General features: G+C 63.4%; 16 protein-coding genes and 1 other annotated feature. Of the genes, 12 read left to right on the top strand and 4 right to left on the bottom strand.

Translation table 11 applies throughout. The features are described from left to right. Positions 1-154 precede the first annotated feature (154 nt). Together EYE42_RS09825 and EYE42_RS09820 are read left to right on the top strand one after the other, a co-directional pair. Positions 155-1,336, top strand: coding sequence for a YeeE/YedE family protein (locus EYE42_RS09825; protein ID WP_130991147.1), 1,182 nt, complete (start codon positions 155-157; stop codon positions 1,334-1,336). A 196-nt stretch (positions 1,337-1,532) separates the two neighbouring features. Continuing rightward, positions 1,533-1,588: a sequence feature (sul1 is cis-regulatory element that is thought to sense ions involved in sulfur or methionine metabolism; They are found in Alphaproteobacteria), on the top strand. Between the two features lie 73 nt (positions 1,589-1,661). Then, positions 1,662-3,158, top strand: coding sequence for a SulP family inorganic anion transporter (locus tag EYE42_RS09820; protein WP_130991146.1), 1,497 nt, complete (start codon positions 1,662-1,664; stop codon positions 3,156-3,158). Between the two features lie 209 nt (positions 3,159-3,367). Here EYE42_RS09820 and EYE42_RS09815 read toward each other — a convergent pair whose 3' ends face one another. Beyond that, positions 3,368-4,981: a glycerol-3-phosphate dehydrogenase/oxidase gene (locus tag EYE42_RS09815; RefSeq protein WP_130991145.1), complete on the bottom strand. Its 1,614-nt coding sequence runs from the start codon at positions 4,979-4,981 to the stop codon at positions 3,368-3,370. Next, a complete protein-coding gene (locus EYE42_RS09810; protein WP_246020693.1) occupies positions 4,974-6,011 on the bottom strand; it encodes a zinc-dependent dehydrogenase in 1,038 nt (345 codons plus the stop codon). Before EYE42_RS09810 ends, EYE42_RS09815 begins: the two co-directional genes overlap by 8 nt. A 207-nt stretch (positions 6,012-6,218) precedes the next feature. Between EYE42_RS09810 and EYE42_RS09805 the strand changes: the two genes are divergently transcribed. The 4 genes from EYE42_RS09805 (at position 6,219) to EYE42_RS09790 (ending at position 10,767) form a co-directional block, all read left to right on the top strand. Next, the gene (locus EYE42_RS09805; RefSeq protein WP_130991143.1) at positions 6,219-7,187 is read left to right on the top strand and encodes a carbohydrate kinase family protein; all 969 of its coding nucleotides are present in this window, start codon (positions 6,219-6,221) and stop codon (positions 7,185-7,187) included. Positions 7,188-7,224: 37 nt separating this feature from the next. Continuing rightward, the gene (locus EYE42_RS09800; protein WP_130991142.1) at positions 7,225-8,175 is read left to right on the top strand and encodes a substrate-binding domain-containing protein; all 951 of its coding nucleotides are present in this window, start codon (positions 7,225-7,227) and stop codon (positions 8,173-8,175) included. An 84-nt stretch (positions 8,176-8,259) separates the two neighbouring features. Next, positions 8,260-9,753: a sugar ABC transporter ATP-binding protein gene (locus EYE42_RS09795; RefSeq protein WP_130991141.1), complete on the top strand. Its 1,494-nt coding sequence runs from the start codon at positions 8,260-8,262 to the stop codon at positions 9,751-9,753. Between the two features lie 21 nt (positions 9,754-9,774). Continuing rightward, positions 9,775-10,767, top strand: a complete 993-nt coding sequence (locus EYE42_RS09790; RefSeq protein ID WP_130991140.1) for an ABC transporter permease — start codon at positions 9,775-9,777, stop codon at positions 10,765-10,767. Positions 10,768-10,848: 81 nt separating this feature from the next. Here the strand turns inward: EYE42_RS09790 and EYE42_RS09785 are convergent, their stop codons facing one another. After that, complete coding sequence (locus EYE42_RS09785) at positions 10,849-11,469, bottom strand: hypothetical protein (RefSeq protein ID WP_130991139.1); 621 nt, start codon at positions 11,467-11,469, stop codon at positions 10,849-10,851. A gap of 11 nt (positions 11,470-11,480) precedes the next feature. Further along, positions 11,481-12,161, bottom strand: a complete 681-nt coding sequence (locus EYE42_RS09780; RefSeq protein WP_130991138.1) for a hypothetical protein — start codon at positions 12,159-12,161, stop codon at positions 11,481-11,483. Positions 12,162-12,435: 274 nt separating this feature from the next. Here EYE42_RS09780 and EYE42_RS09775 point away from each other — a divergent pair, with 274 nt between their 5' ends. From EYE42_RS09775 to EYE42_RS09750, 6 genes are all read left to right on the top strand, one after another. Next, positions 12,436-13,767, top strand: a complete 1,332-nt coding sequence (locus EYE42_RS09775; RefSeq protein ID WP_130991137.1) for an NAD(P)H-dependent oxidoreductase — start codon at positions 12,436-12,438, stop codon at positions 13,765-13,767. Further along, complete coding sequence (locus EYE42_RS09770) at positions 13,760-14,779, top strand: thiamine pyrophosphate-dependent dehydrogenase E1 component subunit alpha (protein ID WP_130991136.1); 1,020 nt, start codon at positions 13,760-13,762, stop codon at positions 14,777-14,779. The genes EYE42_RS09775 and EYE42_RS09770 overlap by 8 nt, the downstream gene beginning before the upstream one ends. Beyond that, the gene (locus EYE42_RS09765; protein ID WP_130991135.1) at positions 14,776-15,786 is read left to right on the top strand and encodes an alpha-ketoacid dehydrogenase subunit beta; all 1,011 of its coding nucleotides are present in this window, start codon (positions 14,776-14,778) and stop codon (positions 15,784-15,786) included. The genes EYE42_RS09770 and EYE42_RS09765 overlap by 4 nt, the downstream gene beginning before the upstream one ends. Continuing rightward, a complete protein-coding gene (locus tag EYE42_RS09760; RefSeq protein ID WP_130991134.1) occupies positions 15,786-17,120 on the top strand; it encodes an acetoin dehydrogenase dihydrolipoyllysine-residue acetyltransferase subunit in 1,335 nt (444 codons plus the stop codon). Before EYE42_RS09765 ends, EYE42_RS09760 begins: the two co-directional genes overlap by 1 nt. Positions 17,121-17,153: 33 nt before the next feature. Continuing rightward, on the top strand, positions 17,154-18,191 hold the full coding sequence (locus tag EYE42_RS09755) for a sugar-binding transcriptional regulator (protein ID WP_130991133.1): 1,038 nt from the start codon (positions 17,154-17,156) through the stop codon (positions 18,189-18,191). A 449-nt stretch (positions 18,192-18,640) separates the two neighbouring features. Continuing rightward, on the top strand, positions 18,641-19,810 hold the full coding sequence (locus tag EYE42_RS09750) for a substrate-binding domain-containing protein (RefSeq protein WP_130991132.1): 1,170 nt from the start codon (positions 18,641-18,643) through the stop codon (positions 19,808-19,810). The last annotated feature ends 30 nt before the right edge of the window (positions 19,811-19,840 follow it).

The following is a 19,840-nucleotide window of genomic DNA, read 5'->3' as shown; positions in this document are numbered from 1 at the left end:
ATCTAACCCGCCCAGTTGTGCGTCAGGATCTCGACGTCTGGCACGCCTTGCCTTAAGCGCCGTGGTGGGTTGCCAGATTCCCCGCCCGCCCCTTGGTTTACGGAGACAGGCCATGGTAAATACAAAAATATCAACAGGCCGATCCGGTGCCGGAATGGTCGATCTGGGGGCGTCGGGGATGGGCGCTGCCGCAGCGCTGGTGCTTGGCGCGATCGGCCTTGCCCTGACTTATGGCCCAAGGCAGGCGGCCCTGTTTGTTGTCGGCGGAGCGCTGGGAATATCCCTGTATCACGCGGCCTTCGGATTTACGTCGGCCTGGCGTGTCTTCATTACCGAAGGGCGGGGGCGCGGGCTGCGCGTGCAGATGGTGCTGTTGGCCTTGGCTGTGGTCCTGTTCTTTCCGGCGCTGGCGTCGGGAACGCTGTTTGGCAATGAGGTCAGCGGACTGATCGCCCCGGCGGGTCTGGGGGTGATGGCAGGGGCGTTCATGTTCGGGATCGGGATGCAACTGGGCGGCGGATGTGCCTCCGGCACCCTGTTCACGGCCGGCGGCGGAAACGCGCGGATGCTGATCACGCTGCTTTTCTTCATCATCGGGTCGGTTCTGGGAACAGTGCATTTCGACTGGTGGGCCGGCCTGCCGTCTTTGCCGCCTACTGCCTTGTGGCAGCCCTTTGGAGCAGGTGGCGGTATCGCGCTTTCCCTGGCGATTTTTGCTGCCATTGCCGCCCTGACGGTATGGGTCGAGCGGCGCCGGAACGGAGCCTTGGAAACAGCGCCGGCAAGCCCGCGCACGGGGATTGCGCGCTGGCTGCGCGGACCCTGGCCGCTGGTTGCAGGAGCAGTCGCGCTCGTGCTCCTGAACTTTCTGACACTGGCTTTGGCTGGCCGGCCCTGGGGCATCACCTCGGCCTTTGCGTTGTGGGGCGCCAAGCTGGCCCAGATCATCGGCATCGACCCGACGGCATGGGCGTATTGGCAAAGGCCGGGCAATGCCGAGGCGTTACAGGCCAGTCTGTTTGCCGACATCACGACCGTCATGAATTTCGGCATCATCGCCGGAGCGATGCTGGCCGCATCGCTGGCGGGGCGGTTCGCGCCGTCCCTTCGCATTCCGCTGCGGTCGGTCATCGCTGCAGTGATCGGCGGGCTGCTGCTGGGCTATGGGGCCCGCATCGCCTATGGCTGCAATATCGGGGCGTATTTTTCGGGCATCGCCTCTGGAAGTCTGCATGGCTATTTATGGGCGATCGCGGCATTCGCAGGGAATATCCTGGGCGTGGCGATGCGACCTCGTTTTTTTACCGAAGGTCGCCCAAGCAGAGCGGATGGCTGAGATCCGGGACGATGGCCCCTATCAGGGTGGCGACACCGTCGTGTGTCGCAGGCAGGATGCCGGATTCCCTTTTCTTTATTTCGCGTGCATTTGACGAATGTGACAGGTTTTGCCGCGGCGCGGTGAGGGATGAGCATTTTTGCACCAAAGGCGGGTTGATCTTTTGATCGCCTTCGGCCTATGAGGCAGCCAAGCGCAAGGACCCGGTGAAATTCCGGGTGGCTCTTCCGGCCGCCGATCCGCCGGACAATCCTTCAAAGAACCGCGCCCCGAACGCTGGAACGTCTTGCATAAAGACCTTCCGATGCGGGGCATTGGATACATCATGATCTCATTTTCCGAATACCGCGCGCAGTGGTTCGGTAACATCCGCGGCGATCTGCTGGCCGGGCTTGTCGTGGCCTTGGCCCTGATCCCCGAGGCCATCGCCTTTTCCCTCATCGCTGGCGTGGACCCAAAGGTGGGCCTTTATGCCAGCTTTTCGATTGCCGTTCTGATCGCCTTCGTCGGCGGCAGGCCCGGCATGATTTCCGCCGCGACGGCGGCGACCGCCGTCCTGATGGTCACGCTGGTGCGCGATCACGGGCTGGAATACCTGCTGGCCGCGACCGTGCTGGCCGGCCTTTTGCAGATCGGTGCGGGCCTGCTGAAGCTCGGCCGGTTCATGCGGTACGTATCCAGGTCGGTGATGACCGGTTTCGTGAACGCCTTGGCCATCATGATCTTCATGGCGCAGTTGCCGGAACTGGATTTCGGCAATCCGGGCGTCACCTGGCTGACCTGGGTGCTGGTGGCGGCGGGCCTTGGCATCATCTATCTGTTCCCGCGCATCACAACGGCGATCCCGTCGCCCTTGATCACCATTGTCGTGCTGACGGCGCTGGTCTGGACCATGGGCTGGGACGTGCGCACGGTGGGCGACATGGGCGCGCTGCCCGACACGCTGCCGGTCTTCCTGATCCCCGACATCCCGCTGAACCTGGAAACGCTGCTGATCATCTTTCCCTATGCGGCGGCCGTGGCCGTCGTGGGGCTGCTGGAAAGCCTGATGACGCAAAACATCGTTGATGACCTGACGGACACCAAGTCCAACCGGAACCAGGAATGCATCGGCCAGGGCATCGCCAATACCGCGACCGGTTTCATCGGCGGCATGGCGGGCTGTGCGATGATCGGGCAATCGATCATCAACGTCAAATTCGGCGGACGGGGACGGCTTTCCGCTTTCACCGCAGGCGTGGTTCTGCTGATCCTTGTCGTAGGTCTTGGCGGGCTGGTTGCCATCATTCCCATGCCCGCCCTTGTCGCGATCATGATCATGGTCTCGATCGGCACCTTCTCGTGGTCCTCGCTCAAGACTCTCAAGACGCACCCCCGCTCGTCGTCGGTTGTGATGCTCGCGACGGTGGCGACGGTGGTCTATACCCACAATCTTGCCATCGGGGTCCTGGTTGGGGTCATGCTCTCGGGCATCTTCTTTGCGGCGAAGATCGCGCAGTTGTTCCGCATCCGCTCCATATTGTCCGAGGATGGACGGGAACGGACCTATATTGTCGAAGGGCAACTGTTCTATGGCTCGGCCGAGGATTTTGCCCAAGCCTTCGATTTCCGCGAGGCGGTCGAGCGCGTCACTATCGATGTCAGCCGAGCGCATATCTGGGACATCAGTTCGGTTCAGGCCTTGGACATGGCGGTCCTGAAGTTTCGTCGCAAGGGGGCAGAGGTTCGGGTGATCGGCATGAACCAGGCCTCAGAAACCTTGGTCGACAAGCTGGCCATCCACGACAAGCCGGGCGCGTTCAATGCGCTGACGGTGCATTGAAGAACTCAGGAACAGCAAGATACGCGCCCTGACGGACGGCTGACCGGCTCTGAAAGCGGCTGCCCACAAGCGGTCGTGCCGTGCAGTTTGCAACGGCATCTTGGGGGGGCGGATGTGGCGGAACCTGGCAATGAAGGCGAATGTCATGCCGCCGCCGCGCAGCCTGCGTCTTGTCTTGGTAACCACAGCCCCGGCAGCAGGCCCAGCCTTCACGGCAAGGCGTCTGCCGGGGTCTTGAAACATGTATCAAGCCCTGCCTCGTGCAATGATGCTTCTTGATAAATGTCGTTTATCTCCGTGCGCACCTGCTGATCCAGCAGTCCCGATATCCCAATGGCCGTGCGGCGGTACAACAGGTCATCCACGCATCCCACGCGTTCGTGCCGGATCAGCCATTCAAGTTCTTCGCGGCTGTAGTCGGGCAGAAAGGCCAGCGGTGTATCCTTTCCCAGTTCCATGGCGATCAGGCGCGCGCGCGTGCCATATCGGTGCAGCAAACTCTCGGCCCGGAGCGGGGAAATGCCTGCCGATCGTGCGCATTCCGCAACCCAGTCCGCGCGCGTCCCGGCATCGGGAAAATCCTTGCCGCCGCCAATCGGCATGTTGTCCGTACTGGCCTGGCGCGGCCTGTCAAGTTGGCGCAGAACTTCGTCCGAGGCCTGTTCGGAAAAGCGCCGAAAGGTCGTCCATTTGCCCCCGATGAGACAGAGGACCGGCGTACCGGCAGGCAAAGCCAGCCGCGCGATGCAGTGGTCGCGGGTCACCATGCCAATGTCGCCATCCGCACGCGGCAGCGGCCGCACCCCGCTGAAGCGGTGGCGGATCTGGTCGGCAGTCACCGGAATGTCGGGAAAGATTTCGGCCACGACGCCGCGCAGATAGTCCGCTTCCGCATCCGAGCATTGCGCCTGGTCGGGATCGTCGATGCGGATGTCGGTTGATCCGACAAGCACCCGGCCCATGAAGGGATAGACAAGGTTGACCCGGCCGTCGGCGGTGCCGAAATACACCATGTGGCCGTTCAGCGCCTGCAGCAGGCGGTCGTTCTCGATGACAAGATGCGCCCCTTTCGACCCGCCCATCAGCTTGCTGTCCAGGCCGATCGCGGCGTTGACGCTGTCGATCCATGCGCCGCCGGCATTGATGATGATCCGGGGCCGAACGCGATGGCGGACCCCGTCATGGGAATATGTCACGATCCCATCTGCCTGCCCTTCGATCGTGACATGGTTCAGCGCCCGAGAGCCCGGGTTCATGGCCTCGCCGTCCAGAACCAGCTCCAGGCCCAGCCGCTCGGCATGGCTGATCTGGCCTTCGTAATAAAGACCGGCACCGACGATGCCGCGATCCAGTCCCGGAACAGTGCGCTCCAGTTGACGGCGCGACAGCATCCTGTGACGCGGCAGGGCGCGGAACCTGCGGCCATAGAGGTCGTACAGAGTCAAACCCAGCCGGGTGATGAGATGACCGCGATCGTTCAGGGCCGCCTTCATTCCGAAGAAGCGCAGGATCGACGGCAGGATGCCACCGAGCCGGCTGCGCACGGGCAGAACCGAGGGCAGGGGACTGACGTAATGGGCCGCGTTCCGCAGCAGGCGGTTCCGTTCCTCGGCGCTTTCGCGCACCAGCCTGAATTCGCCGGTTTCCAAATACTTCAACCCGCCATGCATCAAGCGCGACGACCCCGCCGATGCGCCGCTGCAGAAATCCGACCGTTCCAGCAGCAGGCAGTCCACCCCCTGGGCGCAGAGGTCGCGAAACGTTCCGCATCCGTTGATGCCGCCGCCCAGGATCAGGACGTCGATGTTGCGCATCTCAGCCATTCATCACCGCCACCTTGATCGCCGCGCCTTTCTCGGCCATCGCCAGAGCATCCTGGATGTCGTCCAGGCCGAAACGATGCGTGATCATCGGCCGGAGGTCCAGCCGGCGGCTTGCCACCATGTCGAAGGCCTGATCATAGTCCTTGCGCGACAGACCAAAGGCGCCGGTCACCATCAACTCGCGGTAATGGATCGCATTCACATCCATTTCGGCCGACTCGCCCTTGGAAAAGCCGGCGAACAGGCTGATCCGTCCTCCGAAGGCTGCAAGATCGGTCGCCTGACGCGCCAGGGCGGGAATCCCGATTGCACAGATCACCACATCGGCGCCTCGTCCGCCAGTAGCCTCCTTGACCCGCGCCTCCACATCCTCGGTCATGGGGTCGATGGTGAAATCCGCGCCTGCGGCCAGCGCGACCTCGCGGCGGGCAGGATTGGGGTCCGAAACGAGGATCTTCGCCGCCCCGCGCAGGCGTGCCAGATGAACGTGCAGCAATCCGATCGGTCCGGTCCCCAGGATCACCACCGTATCGGCGCTGCTCAGGTTGACCTTGTTCTGGCCATTCAGGACGCAGGCCAAGGGTTCGACCAGGGCGGCTTCCTCAAAGCTCATGCCGTCGGGCAGGCGACGAAGATTGCCGGCCTCGACCGCGCGGGCGGGGATGCGGATCACTTCGGCAAAGGCGCCGTCGATTTCGTATCCGATGGCCGTGCCCTGGGTGCAAAGGTTCTCATGTCCGGTCTTGCAAAGATGACAATGGCCGCAGGCGACAAAGGGGCACAGCGCCACCCGATCGCCCGTACCGAGGGCGGGATTTCCGCCGGTGTCAACGATCTCGCCGGCGAACTCGTGGCCCAGAACAGAAGGATACCGGACCCCGGCGGTCTTTCGACCGCGATAGATCCTGATATCCGTTCCACAAATCGTCGCAGCCCGCACGGCGATCAGGACATCCCCCTGATTCGTCTCTGGTACGGCGATATCTTCCAGAGAAATTGCATCCGGCGCAGTCAGAACAGCAGCTTTCACAGCATCCCCACCCTTATACATTTGTTCTTCAATATATACTATAGTTCAAAGACGGTCTCTACTGAAAATTGGATTGTCCATGATAACTTTGAACCTTGCCAGGACAAGCCAAGGCGGCATGAACATATGTGCTGCAGAAAAATAAAAGTATTGACATGCTGGCCTGACAGAGGCAATTTTGTCGTGCTTGTCGGGAGGGGATGAGGAATGCGCTACGATTATACATCCATGGGGTTCTATACCTTTGACTGCCTGGGCTGGCCCTTTTCGGCGGTGCCTCCGGGTGGCGGAACCTATCTTCTGGATGAAATCGCGCTTGCCGTATCCGGCGCAGCCGGTGTTGCGGCCATCGTCGGAGCCAAGATGGGCCTCAAGACCTGCGCCGTGGGCGGCGTGGGCGAGGACATGATGGGCGATTGGGTGTTGCAGCGCATCGGCCAGTTCGACATCGACGCGACTGAACTGCGTCGCTGCCCCGGTGTTCCGACTTCGAGCTCGATCGTGCTGACGCGGGCGGACGGCTCGCGCCCGGCGCTGCACGTCAAGGGGGCCACCGGCGCCTTTGTCGTGCCCGAGGAGCGTTTCGAGGCCATCACGGATTGCAAGGTCTTTCATCTGGGCGGCGTCGGCCTGATGGACGCCATGGATGGCGACCGGAATGCCGCCTTGATGAAATACGCCCAGGACCGGGGCTGCATCACCACCGTCGATGTCTTTGCCGGATCGCAGGCCGATCTGCCCGATGTCGCCGCGGTGCTGCCATACACCGACTACTTCATTCCCTCGATCGAGGAAGCCGAGGCGCTGAGCGGTCTGCACCGGATCGAGGATATGGCCGAGTTCTTCTTTGACCTGGGTGCCCGATGCTGCGTCTTCACCCGCGGGGCGCAGGGGGCCTATTATCATCATCGCGACGGCACGATCTTCAGCATCCCGGCCTTCAAGATCGCCGTCCGCTGCACCTGCGGCTGCGGCGATGTCTTCAATGCGGGATTTGCGACCGGCCTGATCCGAGGCATGGCACCCGAGGAGGCCGTGCGCTTTGCCCAAGCCTGTTCGGCCCTGAACGCGACCGGGCTGGGATCTCAGGCAGGGGTCCGGGATTTCGATCAGGTCATCGACTTCATCAGGACGACCCCGACCCTTGAACTGAACAACGAGGCAGTCACGGCCTGAGGAAGCCGCCGCTGCAACCAAATCTGGAGGAGACATCATGAAGACCAAACGTGCGTCCGCCGTGCTGGCGGCGACCCTTGCCGCATGGCTGCCGATGACCGCAGCGGCGCAGGGCCAGGGCGACCTGATCACGCCTATCGATCGCAAGCTGACCTTCATCTTCGTGCCCAAGGTCATCCATCCCTGGTATGACGTCGTTGCCGAAGGTGCTGCGTTTGCCGTGGAGGAAATGAAGCAGCGCGGCATCGAGGTCGAGGTGGTCTGGGACCAGCCGCCACAGGCCGACGTGGTCGATCAGAACATGCGGATCGAAGCTAATATCGGCCGCCAGCCCGACGGTCTGGCCATTGCCTGCCTGGATCAGGCCACCAACGTGCAGTTGATGAAGGAAGCGGTCGAGGCGGGCGTCTTTGTGACCAGCTTCAATTCCTTCTGCGACGATGCTTTCCAGTTCATCGGCCCGAAAAGCAGCAAGCAGGACGGCTTTGACCTGGGCGAGCGTCTGGCCGAAATTCTGGGCGGCGAGGGCAAGATCGCGATCCTGGCGGGCAGCCTGACCGCGACCGACCATGTGCAACGGATCGAGGGCTTCAAGGAGGCGCTTGCCGCGCATCCCGGGATGGAAATCGTGTTCGAGCAGCCCGACGACGACATCCTGGAAAAGGCGGTCGAACTGACCGAGAGCGTCCTGTCGGCCCATCCGGATCTGGATGGCATCTTTGCGTCCAACGCGTCGAACCCGATCGGTGCCGCGCGGGCCGTCCAGAACGCCGGAAAAGAGGGCGAAGTCCATATCGTCGGCATGGACGACCTGCCCGAAGCGGTGGATTTTGTCTGTTCGGGCGTGATCGACGCGCTGAAGGCGCAGCGTCAGTGGGACATGGGATACTGGGCGGTCAAGTATATGGTCGCCATGAACGAAAATCACACCGTGCCGATGTTCCACGACACGGGATCGCGGTTCCTGACCCAAGAGGACTGCCAGTAAGCGCACCCGCCGCGCCGCTCGACAGGCGGCGCGGCCATTTGACCTTCGGACCCCCGACCGTACAGCCTGTGGAGAACTGATCCGATGTCCTCATCCGTTCCCGTCTTCGAGGCCCGTGGCGTGTCCAAGCTGTTCGGACCCGTCACCGCGCTGTCGGATGTGTCGGTGACGCTGAATCGCGGCGAAATCCATTCGATCATCGGCGAGAACGGCGCAGGCAAGTCCACCCTGATGAACATCATCTGCGGCCGTCTGGCGCCGACCACCGGCACCCTGCTGGTGGACGGGAATGAGACGCATTTTCGTGTTCCCAAGGATGCGCAGGCCCAGGGCATCGCCATCGCCCCGCAAGAGATCAACCTGGTCCCCGACCTGACCGTCGCGGAAAACATCATGCTGGGCCGGCAGTTGGGCGGCGCCGCGCGGATCGACTGGAAGGCCACGCGCGCCAATGCGACCCGGCATCTGCACCAGGTCGACCACACCATCGACCCCAGTGCCAAGGTTTCGGCGCTGTCCAAGGCGCAGCAGCAACTGGTCCAGATCGCCCGCGCCGCCGCAACCGAGGCCCGTATCATCATCTTCGACGAGCCGACCGCGACCCTGACCTATCGCGAGGAAGAGGCGCTTCTGAGCTATATCGAAAACCTCGCCCGCGAGGGACGGTCGGCCTTCTATATCTCGCACCGGCTGGAGGAGGTTCGGCGGCTGTCCCACCGGATCACCGTGCTGCGCGACGGCCGGCATGTGGGCGAGCTGACGCCCGAAGAGGCCACGCGCGAACGCATGGTCACGCTGATGGCCGGGCGCCCGCCCAAGACCGGCGCCCAGCCGCGTCGCGAGATCGCGACCACCGAAACCGTGCTGGAGGTTCAGGGCCTGTCGCGCGCGCATGAATTCCGCGACCTTTCGTTCGCTCTGCGCAAGGGCGAGATCCTGGGCGTGTCGGGCCTGATCGGGTCGGGCCGGACCGAGATGGCCAAGTGCATTTTCGGCGCCACGCGGGCCGATGCCGGGCAGGTGCGGCTGAACGGCCAGCCTGTGCGCTTCGACAGTCCCCTGCAGGCCATCCAGGCCGGGGTGATCTACCTGCCCGAAGAACGCAAGCAGGAGGGGATCTTTCCGCTGCTGTCGATCGCCGAAAACACCGCCCTGCCGACGCTGGACCGCTTCACGGGCCTTTTGCACCTGCGCAACCGCGAGATGCTGGCCGAGGTCGAGCGGCTGGCAATCCAGATGAAGGCCAAGTTCAACTCGCTGAAGGATCCGATCGTTAGCCTGTCAGGCGGGAACCAGCAGAAGTTCATCATCGCCCGCTGGCTGATGCGCGACGCCAAGGTTCTGATCATGGACGAGCCGACGCGCGGCATCGACGTGAACGCCAAGTTCGAGATCCAGTCGGTCCTGCGCCGCCTGACCGAGGAACGCGGTCTTTCGATCATCGTCATCTCCTCCGAAATGGAGGAACTGCTGGATGTCGCCGACCGCATCCTGGTCATGCACGAAGGCGCCATCAAGGGAATCGTCAACCGTTCGGACGCCACGCAGGAAGGTCTGCTGCGCCTGGCCATGAGCTGATCGAACCGAAGGGGAAACATCATGACAGCCATCAATTCGACCTCGGATCGATCGCCCGCCGATCGCAGGAAGGTATCGATCCTGTCGCGGTTCTGGGCCTGGGAAGGCAGCGGCGTGCTGGTGGCGCTGGTCGTGCTGACGGCCGCGCTGGCCCTTGCCACCGACAATTTCCTGTCGTCCTACAATGTGTCGGTGGTCATGCGTCAGGCCGCTTTCGTGGGCCTTGTCGCCCTGGGCCAGACGCTGGTTCTGCTGGTGGGCGGCATCGACCTGTCGGTCGGGGCGGCTGCCGGACTGTCGGCGACGGTCGGGGCGATCCTTTTGACCCAGTTGGGCATCCATCCCTGGATGATCATTCCGCTGACGATGGCTTTCGGGTTCGGCCTGGGGGCCCTGAACGGGATATTTGTCGCGGGCTTGCGGCTGAATCCCTTTATCGTGACGCTGGCCACCTGGGAAATCTTTGCCGGCCTTACGCTGGTCATCACCAAGGGCTATCCGATCCGCCCGCTGGGCGAACAGTTCGGCGTCTTTGGCAAGGGCGAGATCCTGGGGATTCCGCTGCCGGTCATCATCTTCCTGGCGGTGGCCGCCATCCTGGTCTGGATGCTGACCCAGACGCGGTTCGGGCGCAACATCTTTGCCGTTGGCGGCAATCGCGATGCGGCGATGCTGGCCGGTATCCGCGTCCGGCTGGTCGAATTCGTGGCCTTCGGCATGGCGGGGATGCTGTCGGCGCTGGCAGGGATCATGTTCGCCAGCCGGATGGACGCGGCCCAGCCCTCGGTCGGCGAAGGCTGGCTAATGGGGGCGATCACCGCGGCGATCCTGGGGGGCACCTCGCTGCGCGGGGGGCAGGGGTCGATCGTCGGCACGGTGCTGGGCGCCCTGCTGCTGGCGGTTCTGGCCAACGGCACCGTCATGATGAACGTGTCGGGCTTCTGGCAGCGCGTGATTGTCGGGGCGGTCGTGCTGGTGGCGATCCTGGTGGATCTGCTGCGCAGACGCCGCTGAGACGCGGCGATGCGGCCCCTATGTTCCCAGGGCGCCTCCGGGCGCCCTTTTCCATTGCCTTTGGTCAGATGGCCGCAAAGGCTAGGTCGTCTCGGTCGGACGGTCCAGCGATGGGGTGTGCGGCTGGGCAGCGATTTCTTTGGCGCCGTTCGTACGAAACAGTCCGGGCTGCTGCCATTCCGGTTCGTCGCCGGCAAACAGGTCCAGGAACGCGATGGCAAGGGAAGGGTCTTCGCAGACGTTTTCCTTGAAGCTCCACCAGGTGCGGGTCTCGTTCAGCGCGGCGGCGGGATGTTGTGCCGCGTCGAAGTCGGTTTTCAGGACAAGCCCGCGCAGATTCAGACAGAACAGACTGTAAAGATAGCCTTCTGGCCAGAAATACGCGGGCAGGGCCTTGTCGGCATCGGCCGCCAGGGCGACAACCGACACCGGCCTGTTGCGGATCAGGGCACGCAGCATCAGCCCGGCAGCAAAGCCTACATAGGCCTGCTTGTCTTCCTGTCGGGCGGGCTTCTGCGCCTCGAATGCCTTGAACCATTCGGCAAAGGCCTGGGCCAGGGCGTTGCGGTCCACGCTGAAGCGATTTCCCGTGTCCCTGGATGTTGCATCCACCTGATGTTCAAAGGCCTGCACGATCCAGCGCATCCGCTGGGCGGCCTTGTGGATCGGTTGCTGGTCCGCTGGCAGGCTGGGAAGGTTCATGGCACCGGCTTTCAAAGATGCGCCGCGGTGTCTGCCAGGATGGGGGCCAGCAGGTTGCGATCGGTGATGGCCGCCAGAACGTCGGCGCGGACAGCCCCCACAAGGGCCAGGGCAAGGTCCAGCAGGACTTCCTCCTCGCGCAGCGAGGCCGGCCGATCGGTCAGCAGCCAGACAACGACGGCCACCAGAGCAAGATCAACCTCCTGTCGTTCGGCTGCCGTCGGGGCGCCGCCCAGGCTTGCTGTCGGCCAAAGGGCCGATGAATCCCTCAGCCTGACGATCAGATTGGCCCCGGACTGGGCCGGCGACTGACCGGCGCCGCGTGTCATGCGCGAAAGGCGTGCCGCCAGCATCGTTTCGCTGATCAGATGGCGGCGCGTCCCGGCGGCATCGTGAAGGTGTTCCCAGGCATTCCCGATGACGGTCGCGCAGCATTCGGCAGCCGCATTGTCCGGGGCGCTGCCTGCCACGAAGCGGGCGGCGGTGCGGATCTGATCCTCTGTAACCGGCGACGTCACCAGACGCTTTCCGGCCTGCCTGACCCGGTTCACAAGGCTGCCGACCTGGGTGCGAATCGGTGGTGGCAGCAGCACTGCAGCAGGCGCAAGGATGTCGTCGGTCGTGTCGGCAAGCGTTGCCGCACTGCGAAGAATGTCGCGCAATGGCAGTTTCAGGTCGGGCAGCACTTTCATCGGGACGACTTTTCACTGGGACGAGGGACGGTGATGCGGACAGCTTAACGCAGAAGACCGCGATTTCACAGGATTTGGCAACACCAGGTAACAGAATGGCGCTTCAAGCCGGTTTGCCCAAGGATAAGTTTTTCTGAACAGTTCAGCAAGAATGTCATCGGAATGTGCGGATGGTCTGTCCATTGTGGATTTACTCCCATCAATCGTGAACAAATGAATTGACGAAAATGCAATAGTTCATCATAGTGGCTGCAACTGTGTGGGGGATGTAAGCATGGCTTCGAACATTGCATTGACGGGATTGGCCAAGGATTTGGCCGCGCGCGCCGACACCGGCAGACCGGTTCGCATCGGGCTGATCGGATCGGGCGAGATGGGCACGGATATCGTGACCCGCGCCGCCATGATGGATGGCGTCGAGGTGGCCGCCATCTCCGAGATCAACCTGCCCAATGCCCACAAGGCGGTCGAGATCGCCTATCAGGCCAAGGGCCGCAGCCGCGATGCCTCGGGCAGCGACGCGCTGAATGCGGTCATCGAGGGGGGGCAGGTCGCCATCACCGACAATGCCGATGCGATCCTGGAAAGCGGGCTGATCGACGTGGTGATCGACGCGACGGGCATTCCTGCCGTGGGGGCCGACATCGGCCTCAGGGCGATGGAGCGCGGCAAGCATCTGGTCATGATGAACGTCGAGGCCGACGTGACCATCGGCTCGTACCTGCGCCGCGAGGCCGAGCGTCTGGGCGTGATCTACAGCCTCGGTGCTGGGGACGAGCCCTCGTCCTGCATGGAACTGATCGAATTCGTTTCTGCGATGGGCCACCGCATCGTCTGCGCGGGCAAGGGCAAGAACAACCCGCTGAACGTCGACGCCACCCCCGACGCCTATGCCGCCGAGGCGCGCGACCGCCATATGAACCCGCGCCTGCTGGTGGAGTTCGTGGACGGGTCCAAGACCGCTGTAGAGATGGCCGCCATTGCCAACGCGACCGGCCTGATCCCCGACTGCGACGGGATGCACGGGCCGGCCGCCGGGCCGAAGGAACTGGCCAAGGTTCTTGTTCCGAAAAAGGACGGCGGCATCCTGTCCGACATCGGCCGCGTCGATTATTCGATCGGCAAGGGCGTCTCGCCCGGCGTCTTTGTCGTGGCCGAGGCCGAGCATCCGCGCATCTGGGAACGGATGAAGGATCTCAAGATGGGCGACGGCCCGTATTTCGAATTCATCCGCCCCTATCACCTGACCTCGCTCGAGGTGCCGCTGACCTGCGCGCGCGTGGTCCTGTATGGCAAGGCCGACATGGTTCCGCTGGACCGTCCCGTGGCCGAGGTCTGCGCGGTCGCCAAGAAGAACCTGGTTCCCGGCGACAAGCTGGACCAGATCGGCGAATACACCTACCGCGCCTGGGCTATGGAGGTTTCGCGCGCCCAGGCGGCGCAGGCGCTGCCGGCGGGTTTGCTGACCGGCGCGGTCGTCACCCAGCCCATCGCCAAGGGCGAGTTGATCACCGCCCGCAACACCGCCCTGCCCAACACCCGCCTGGTCGAGCTGCGTCGCCGCCAGGACGAGATGCTGTACGGAAAAGAGGTCGTCGATGCCTGATACCCAGCTTGAACAGAATATCCCCTATGCCATCCGCGCCTATAGCCCCGAGCAGTTGACGGATGCCCTGCGCAAGATGTTCCTGATCCGCAAGTTCGAGGAAGGGGCCGAGGACAGCTATACCCGCGGCCTCATCCACGGCACGATGCACCTGTCCATCGGGCAGGAGGCATCGGCGGTCGGGTCCTGCATGTCGCTGACCGACGAGGACAAGATCACCTCGACGCACCGCGGCCATGGCCATTGCGTGGCCAAGAACGCCGACCTGGGTAAGATGTTCGCCGAGTTCTTTGGCAAGGAAACCGGCTATTGCAAGGGCCGCGGCGGCTCGATGCACATCGCTGACCCTGCCAAGGGCAATCTCGGCGCCAACGGCATCGTCGGCGGCGGCCTGCCCATCGCGGTCGGCGCGGCGCTGTCGGCCAAGCGGCTGGGCACCGGCGCGGTCACGATCTGCTTTTTCGGTGACGGCGCCAACAACGAGGGCGCCTTTCACGAATCGCTGAACATCGCTTCGGTCTGGAAGCTGCCGGTGGTCTTTGTCTGCGAGAACAACAAATACGGCATGTCCACCTCGACCGAGCGGTCCACGGCGGTCAGGAACATCGCCGACCGGGCGGTGGCCTATTCCATGCCGGGCCGGACCGTGGACGGCAACGACTTTTCGGCCGTGACCGAGGCTGTCGATGCGGCGGTCGCGCGGGCGCGGCGGGGCGAAGGGCCGAGCCTGATCGAGAACCTGACCTATCGCTGGCGCGGGCATTCGAAATCCGACCGAAACCGCTATCGGACCAAGGAAGAGATCTCGGACTGGATGGGCCGCGATCCCATCGTGTCCATGTCGCGCCTGCTGGTGGATCATGGCATCCTGACCAATGACGGCGTGGCCGCCCTGGAAACCGAGGCCGAACAGGTCATCAAGGACGCGATCGAGTTCGCCGCCGCCAGCCCCTATCCCAAGGTCGAGGAAGTGACCCGGGATGTCTATACCGTCCAGGAGGCCGCCGAATGAATGCCCATACCCCGACCGCGCTGCGCGAACTGTCCTATGCCGAAGCGATCCGCGAGGCGATGGATCTGGCGATGGCCGCGGATGATCGCGTCATCCTGATGGGCGAGGATATCGGCGTCTATGGCGGCGCATTCCAGGTCACGGGTGATCTGGTCCACAAATACGGCACCGACCGGGTGATGGACACGCCGATCTCTGAACTGGGTGGGGCGGGTGTCGCGGTGGGCGCGGCGCTGACCGGCCTGCGTCCGATCTTCGAATTCCAGTTCTCGGACTTTGCCGCCCTGGCGATGGAGCAGATCGTCAACCAGGCTGCCAAGGTGCGCTACATGCTGGGCGGCGCCGTATCGGTGCCGCTGGTGATGCGTTTTCCGTCGGGATCGGGGACCGGGGCGGCCGCGCAGCATTCGCAAAGCCTGGAGGCCTGGCTGGGCCATGTGCCGGGGCTGAAGGTCGTGCAGCCGTCCACCCCCGAGGACGTCAAGGGGATGCTGCTGGCCGCGCTGGAGGATCCCGACCCGGTGATGATCTTCGAGCACAAGATCCTTTACAAGATGAAGGGCCATGTTCCCGAAGGCTATTACACCACGCCCATCGGCAAGGCGGCCATCCGCCGCGCCGGCAAGGACGTCAGCATCGTCGCGACCTCGATCATGGTCCACAAGGCCCTGGCCGCCGCCGAGCAGTTGGCCGGCGAGGGGATCGACGCCGAGGTGATAGACCTGCGCACCGTGCGTCCGATGGACCACGAGACCGTACTGGCCTCGGTGCGCAAGACAGGGCGGCTGGTCTGCGTCTATGAGGGTGTCAAGACGCTGGGCGTCGGGGCAGAGATTTCGGCCATGGTGGCCGAAAGCGACGCCTTCGATTTCCTGGATGCGCCGATCGTGCGTCTTGGCGGCGCCGAATGCCCGGTTCCCTACAACCCCGAACTGGAAAAGGCCGTCGTTCCCCAGACCCCAGACATTGTCGAGGCGGTGAAGAACGTGGTCAAGGGACGGATCTGATGCCTATCGAAGTGATCATGCCCAAGGTCGACATGGACATGACCAGCGGCAAGATCGCCGTCTGGCACGTGGCCGAGGGCGAGGCCGTGGCCAAGGGCGATCCGCTGTTCGACATCGAGACCGCAAAGGCGGCCATGGAAATCGAGGCCCCGGGCGACGGCGTCCTGCATTTCGCCGCCCCGGAGGGAAGCGAGATCGCCATCGGCCAGCCGGTCGCATGGCTCTATGCCGCCGGCGAGAAACCCGTCGAGCCTCCGCAGCGTCCGGGCGGAGTCGGCACTTCTCCGGCTGCGGACCAGCCCGTCGGACCAGACGACCGGCAGTCTGCGGCACCGGACCCGGTGCCTGCGGCAGACCCCGAACCGGCCCACGAAGCCGGGGCACTGGCCGATGACCCTGCTGCGGCCGAAACCGGCGAAGGCTTTCGCGCCACGCCCCGCGCCCGGTCCCTTGCCCGCGAGAGCGGTCTGGATCTGCGCGGCCTTTCCGGGACCGGTCCCCGAGGCCGCATCCAGGGCGAGGATGTCCGGAGTGCGTTGCAGACGACGCGAACCGCACCGGCCCCGGCGCGATTTGCCGCCGAAACCGGGCCGCTGGCGGTTACCCGGTCGAAGGGCGGCACCGGAACGCCCGTGGTGCTGATCCATGGCTTTGCCAGCGACGCGATGTCCTGGGCGCCCATCGAAGGGGCGCTGAAGCAACGGCCGCTGATCCGCATCGACCTGCCGGGCCACGGCAAATCGCCGAAACTGCGCATTCCCAGCTTTCGCGATCTGGTGAAAGTGCTGCGCGAGGCGTTCGACGCGCTTTCGCTGGAAACGGCCCATCTGGTCGGTCACAGCCTGGGCGGCGCACTTGCGCTGGCCTTGGCCGACACCCGGCCCAAATCGGTGTCCACGCTGACCCTGATCGCCCCTGCGGGGCTGGGGGCCGAGGTTAATGGCGCGGCCCTTCTGGGGATCGGCAATGCGACCCGACCCGAAAGCCTTGGACCTTGGCTGCGGACACTGGTCGCCGACGAACGCCTTGTCACCGACAGTTATGTCCGGCTGGCGATGGCGGCGCGCAGCGATCCGAACCTGCGCGCGGCGCAACTGGCCATGGCTGATATGCTGTTCCCCGATGGCGTCCAGGCGATCGACCTGCGCGCTGCCCTGGAACGGGTCGAGATGCCCACTCGCGTGATCTGGGGGCGCCAGGACGCCATCATCCCATGGCGCCATGCGCTGCGCGCGCCCGGTCGTGTCGGATTGCATCTGTTCGATGGCATTGGGCACATGCCGCAAATGGAAGCCTCAGATGAGGTTGGAAAGATCATCCGATCCAATCTATGATCGGGTGTTCGCCCACGTCGAAGGGGAAAGGTCATGCCTTACGACCAGACAGCCGACCAGACCCGTGATCGTATTCCAAACGATCCGGCCACGCAGCTTCGCGTCCGCGCGTCCTGGCTGTATTTCATCGAAGGCATGACCCAGTCCGAGGTCGCAAAGAAACTGGGCGTGAACCGCATCATGATCACCCGCCTGCTGTCCGAGGCCAAGCGGCGCGGCGAGGTGATGATCCGCGTCCGGTCGCAACTGGCGGCTGTCGTAGAACTTCAGCAGCGGCTTGAAGAACGGTTTGGCCTGGACCGGGCGATCGTGGCGCCCTTCGACGACGAAAGCGGCGATGCCACCAAGGTCATCGCGGCCGCCGCCGGTGCCTATGTCAGCGAGATCATGAAGGATGACCTGACGGTCGGCGTGGGATGGGGCCGGACCCTGCACTCGATGCTGCCCTTTATCGAGGGACGGTCCCTGTCGGGGGTGCGTGTCGTGTCGCTGTTGGGCGGGATCGCACAGGCGCGGCGATTCAATCCGGCTGAATTCGCCTGGCAGTTCGCAGAACTGTTCGATGCCGAAGGCTATCTGATGTCGGCCCCCGCCATCGTGGATTCCGTCCAGACAAAACACGCGCTGCTTGAACATTGCGGTTTGGACCAGATCCTCCAGATCGCCGAGGCCTGCAATGTCGCCCTGCTGTCCTGCGGGGGTATCTCGTCGCTGACCACATCGTACCGGCTTGGCCATGTTTCCGAGGCCGAGCGCCAGTCCATGATCGACGCGGGAGCCGTGGGCGACATCCTCTATAATTTCGTGGACACCAAGGGCGATCCGGTGGACCACCCGGTGAACGATCGTGCAATCTCAATGTCTATTGCGCGGTTGAAACGGATTCCCAACAAGGTGTTGATCTCTGGCGGCACCGAAAAGGTCGAGATCATGCTGGCTGTGATCAACTCCTTGCGGCCAAGCGTCCTTGTCACGGACGAGCGCACGGCCCGCGAGCTGCTGGAACGCCACGACCCGGCCAGTGCGGGCAGGACCACAGGCGGCGCCAGGGGCCGCAAAGCGTCAAGCTGACCGAGACATCGGCGCGGCAGCCTATAGGGCCTTGCGTTTTCGGGTCGCGCTCTGGTCGCGCCCTTTGCGGCGCAGGTGATGCAATGTCCCGATCCTTTCTTCCGGTTTTATCCGTTTGATATCCCCTTTGAGGGAGCGGGAACGCATTCGGCCTCAGGGAACGGATTGGCGTTCTGGGGATACGGGAACCTTGTGACCCAACCCGATGATATTCCCGTCCAGTCCGATTCGCTGGAACAATTTGTCTGTTCCTTTGCGGAAAGTGCGTCCGGTTCTGCAAGAAAAACCTAAAAAATTAATTATTCGTTAAATTTCAACCATATCTCTTTCCGGTCGATGGGGAACTGAACATTTGACCGAACCCCACGATTAATGTACAAAGTGTTTGGAGGAGAAGCACATGTTCATGTGCGTCCGGAAAACATACGCGACAAAGGGAGAAGAAGCTGATGACTCGTAAGGCGATCTGGCCTGTGCTGGCCTCGGCGACCTGGCTGTTGGCATCGGGCATGGCCCAGGCCGACAACACGGCCAACGTCAAGCATCCGCTGTGGTTCAAGGAACCGTCGGCCTATCTGCAGGAAAAGGCCAATCTGGACGATCTGTCCGACATCGTGGTCGGCGAGGGTCCGTTCGGCGAGGAGGGTGTGCTGTATTCCGATATCACCGTGTCGGACGAGCAGCTTGAGAAGATCCGGGCCGGCAACTTTACCGTTGCGATCGCGCTGGGATGGCTGGGCGACGACTGGGCGCAGCAGCAGCTTGCCGGGATGCGCGAGGAATTCGAACGCCTGGGCATCAAGATCATCGCCGAAACGAACGCCAACTGGCGCGACGCCCAGCAGATCTCGGATCTGGCCACGGTCAGCGTGCTGCAGCCCGATCTGGTCGTCAGCTTTCCGCTGAACGCCCAGACCACGGCCAGCGCCTACAAGGAACTGGCTGACGCCGGCACCAAGATCGTGTTCATGGACCAGGTGGCCGAGGGTCTCGAGCCGGGCAAGGGCTATGTCTCGATGGTGTCCTCGGACAACCACGCCTTGGGCATGAACATCGCCGACATGCTGTCGGACGCCATCGGTGGCAGCGGCAAGGTCGCGGCCATGTACTATGCGCCCGACTTTTACGTGACCAACGTCCGCTACGAAGGCTTCATCGCCCGGATGCGCGCCAAGCATCCCGAGGTCGAACTGGTTGCATCGATCGGCCATAACGGTCCCGACCGTGGCCAGGAGGTCGCCCAGGGCCTATTCGCCCGCTATCCCGATCTGGATGGCCTTTATGGGAGCTGGAGCATCCCGGCCATGGGCGCCGTGACGGCGGCCTCGGTCGCGGGCATCGCGCCGACCGATCTGCGCATCGTCAACGAGAACTTCGACCACATCGTCGCGGCAAATATGGCTCAGAATGGCTACATCGCCGGCATTTCGGCGCAGAACCCCTATCTGAACGGGATCACCGAAGCCCGCTTGGGCGCCCTGGCCCTGATCGGTGAGGAAGTGCCGCCCTTCGTCGTGATCCCGCCGATCAAGGTGACGCGTGACAATCTGACCGAATCCTACAAGCGGATCTACCGTCAGGATGCCCCGGCCGAAATCACCAACGCCTTGTCGAACTGAAACTGTCCCGGGGGGCGCCGACATGTGCCC

The sequence above is a fragment of the Paracoccus subflavus genome (assembly GCF_004310345.1).
Classification (GTDB): Bacteria; Pseudomonadota; Alphaproteobacteria; order Rhodobacterales; family Rhodobacteraceae; genus Paracoccus; species Paracoccus subflavus.
Note: the sequence above shows the minus strand (reverse complement) of the source record. Positions and strands in the feature narration are given on the sequence as shown.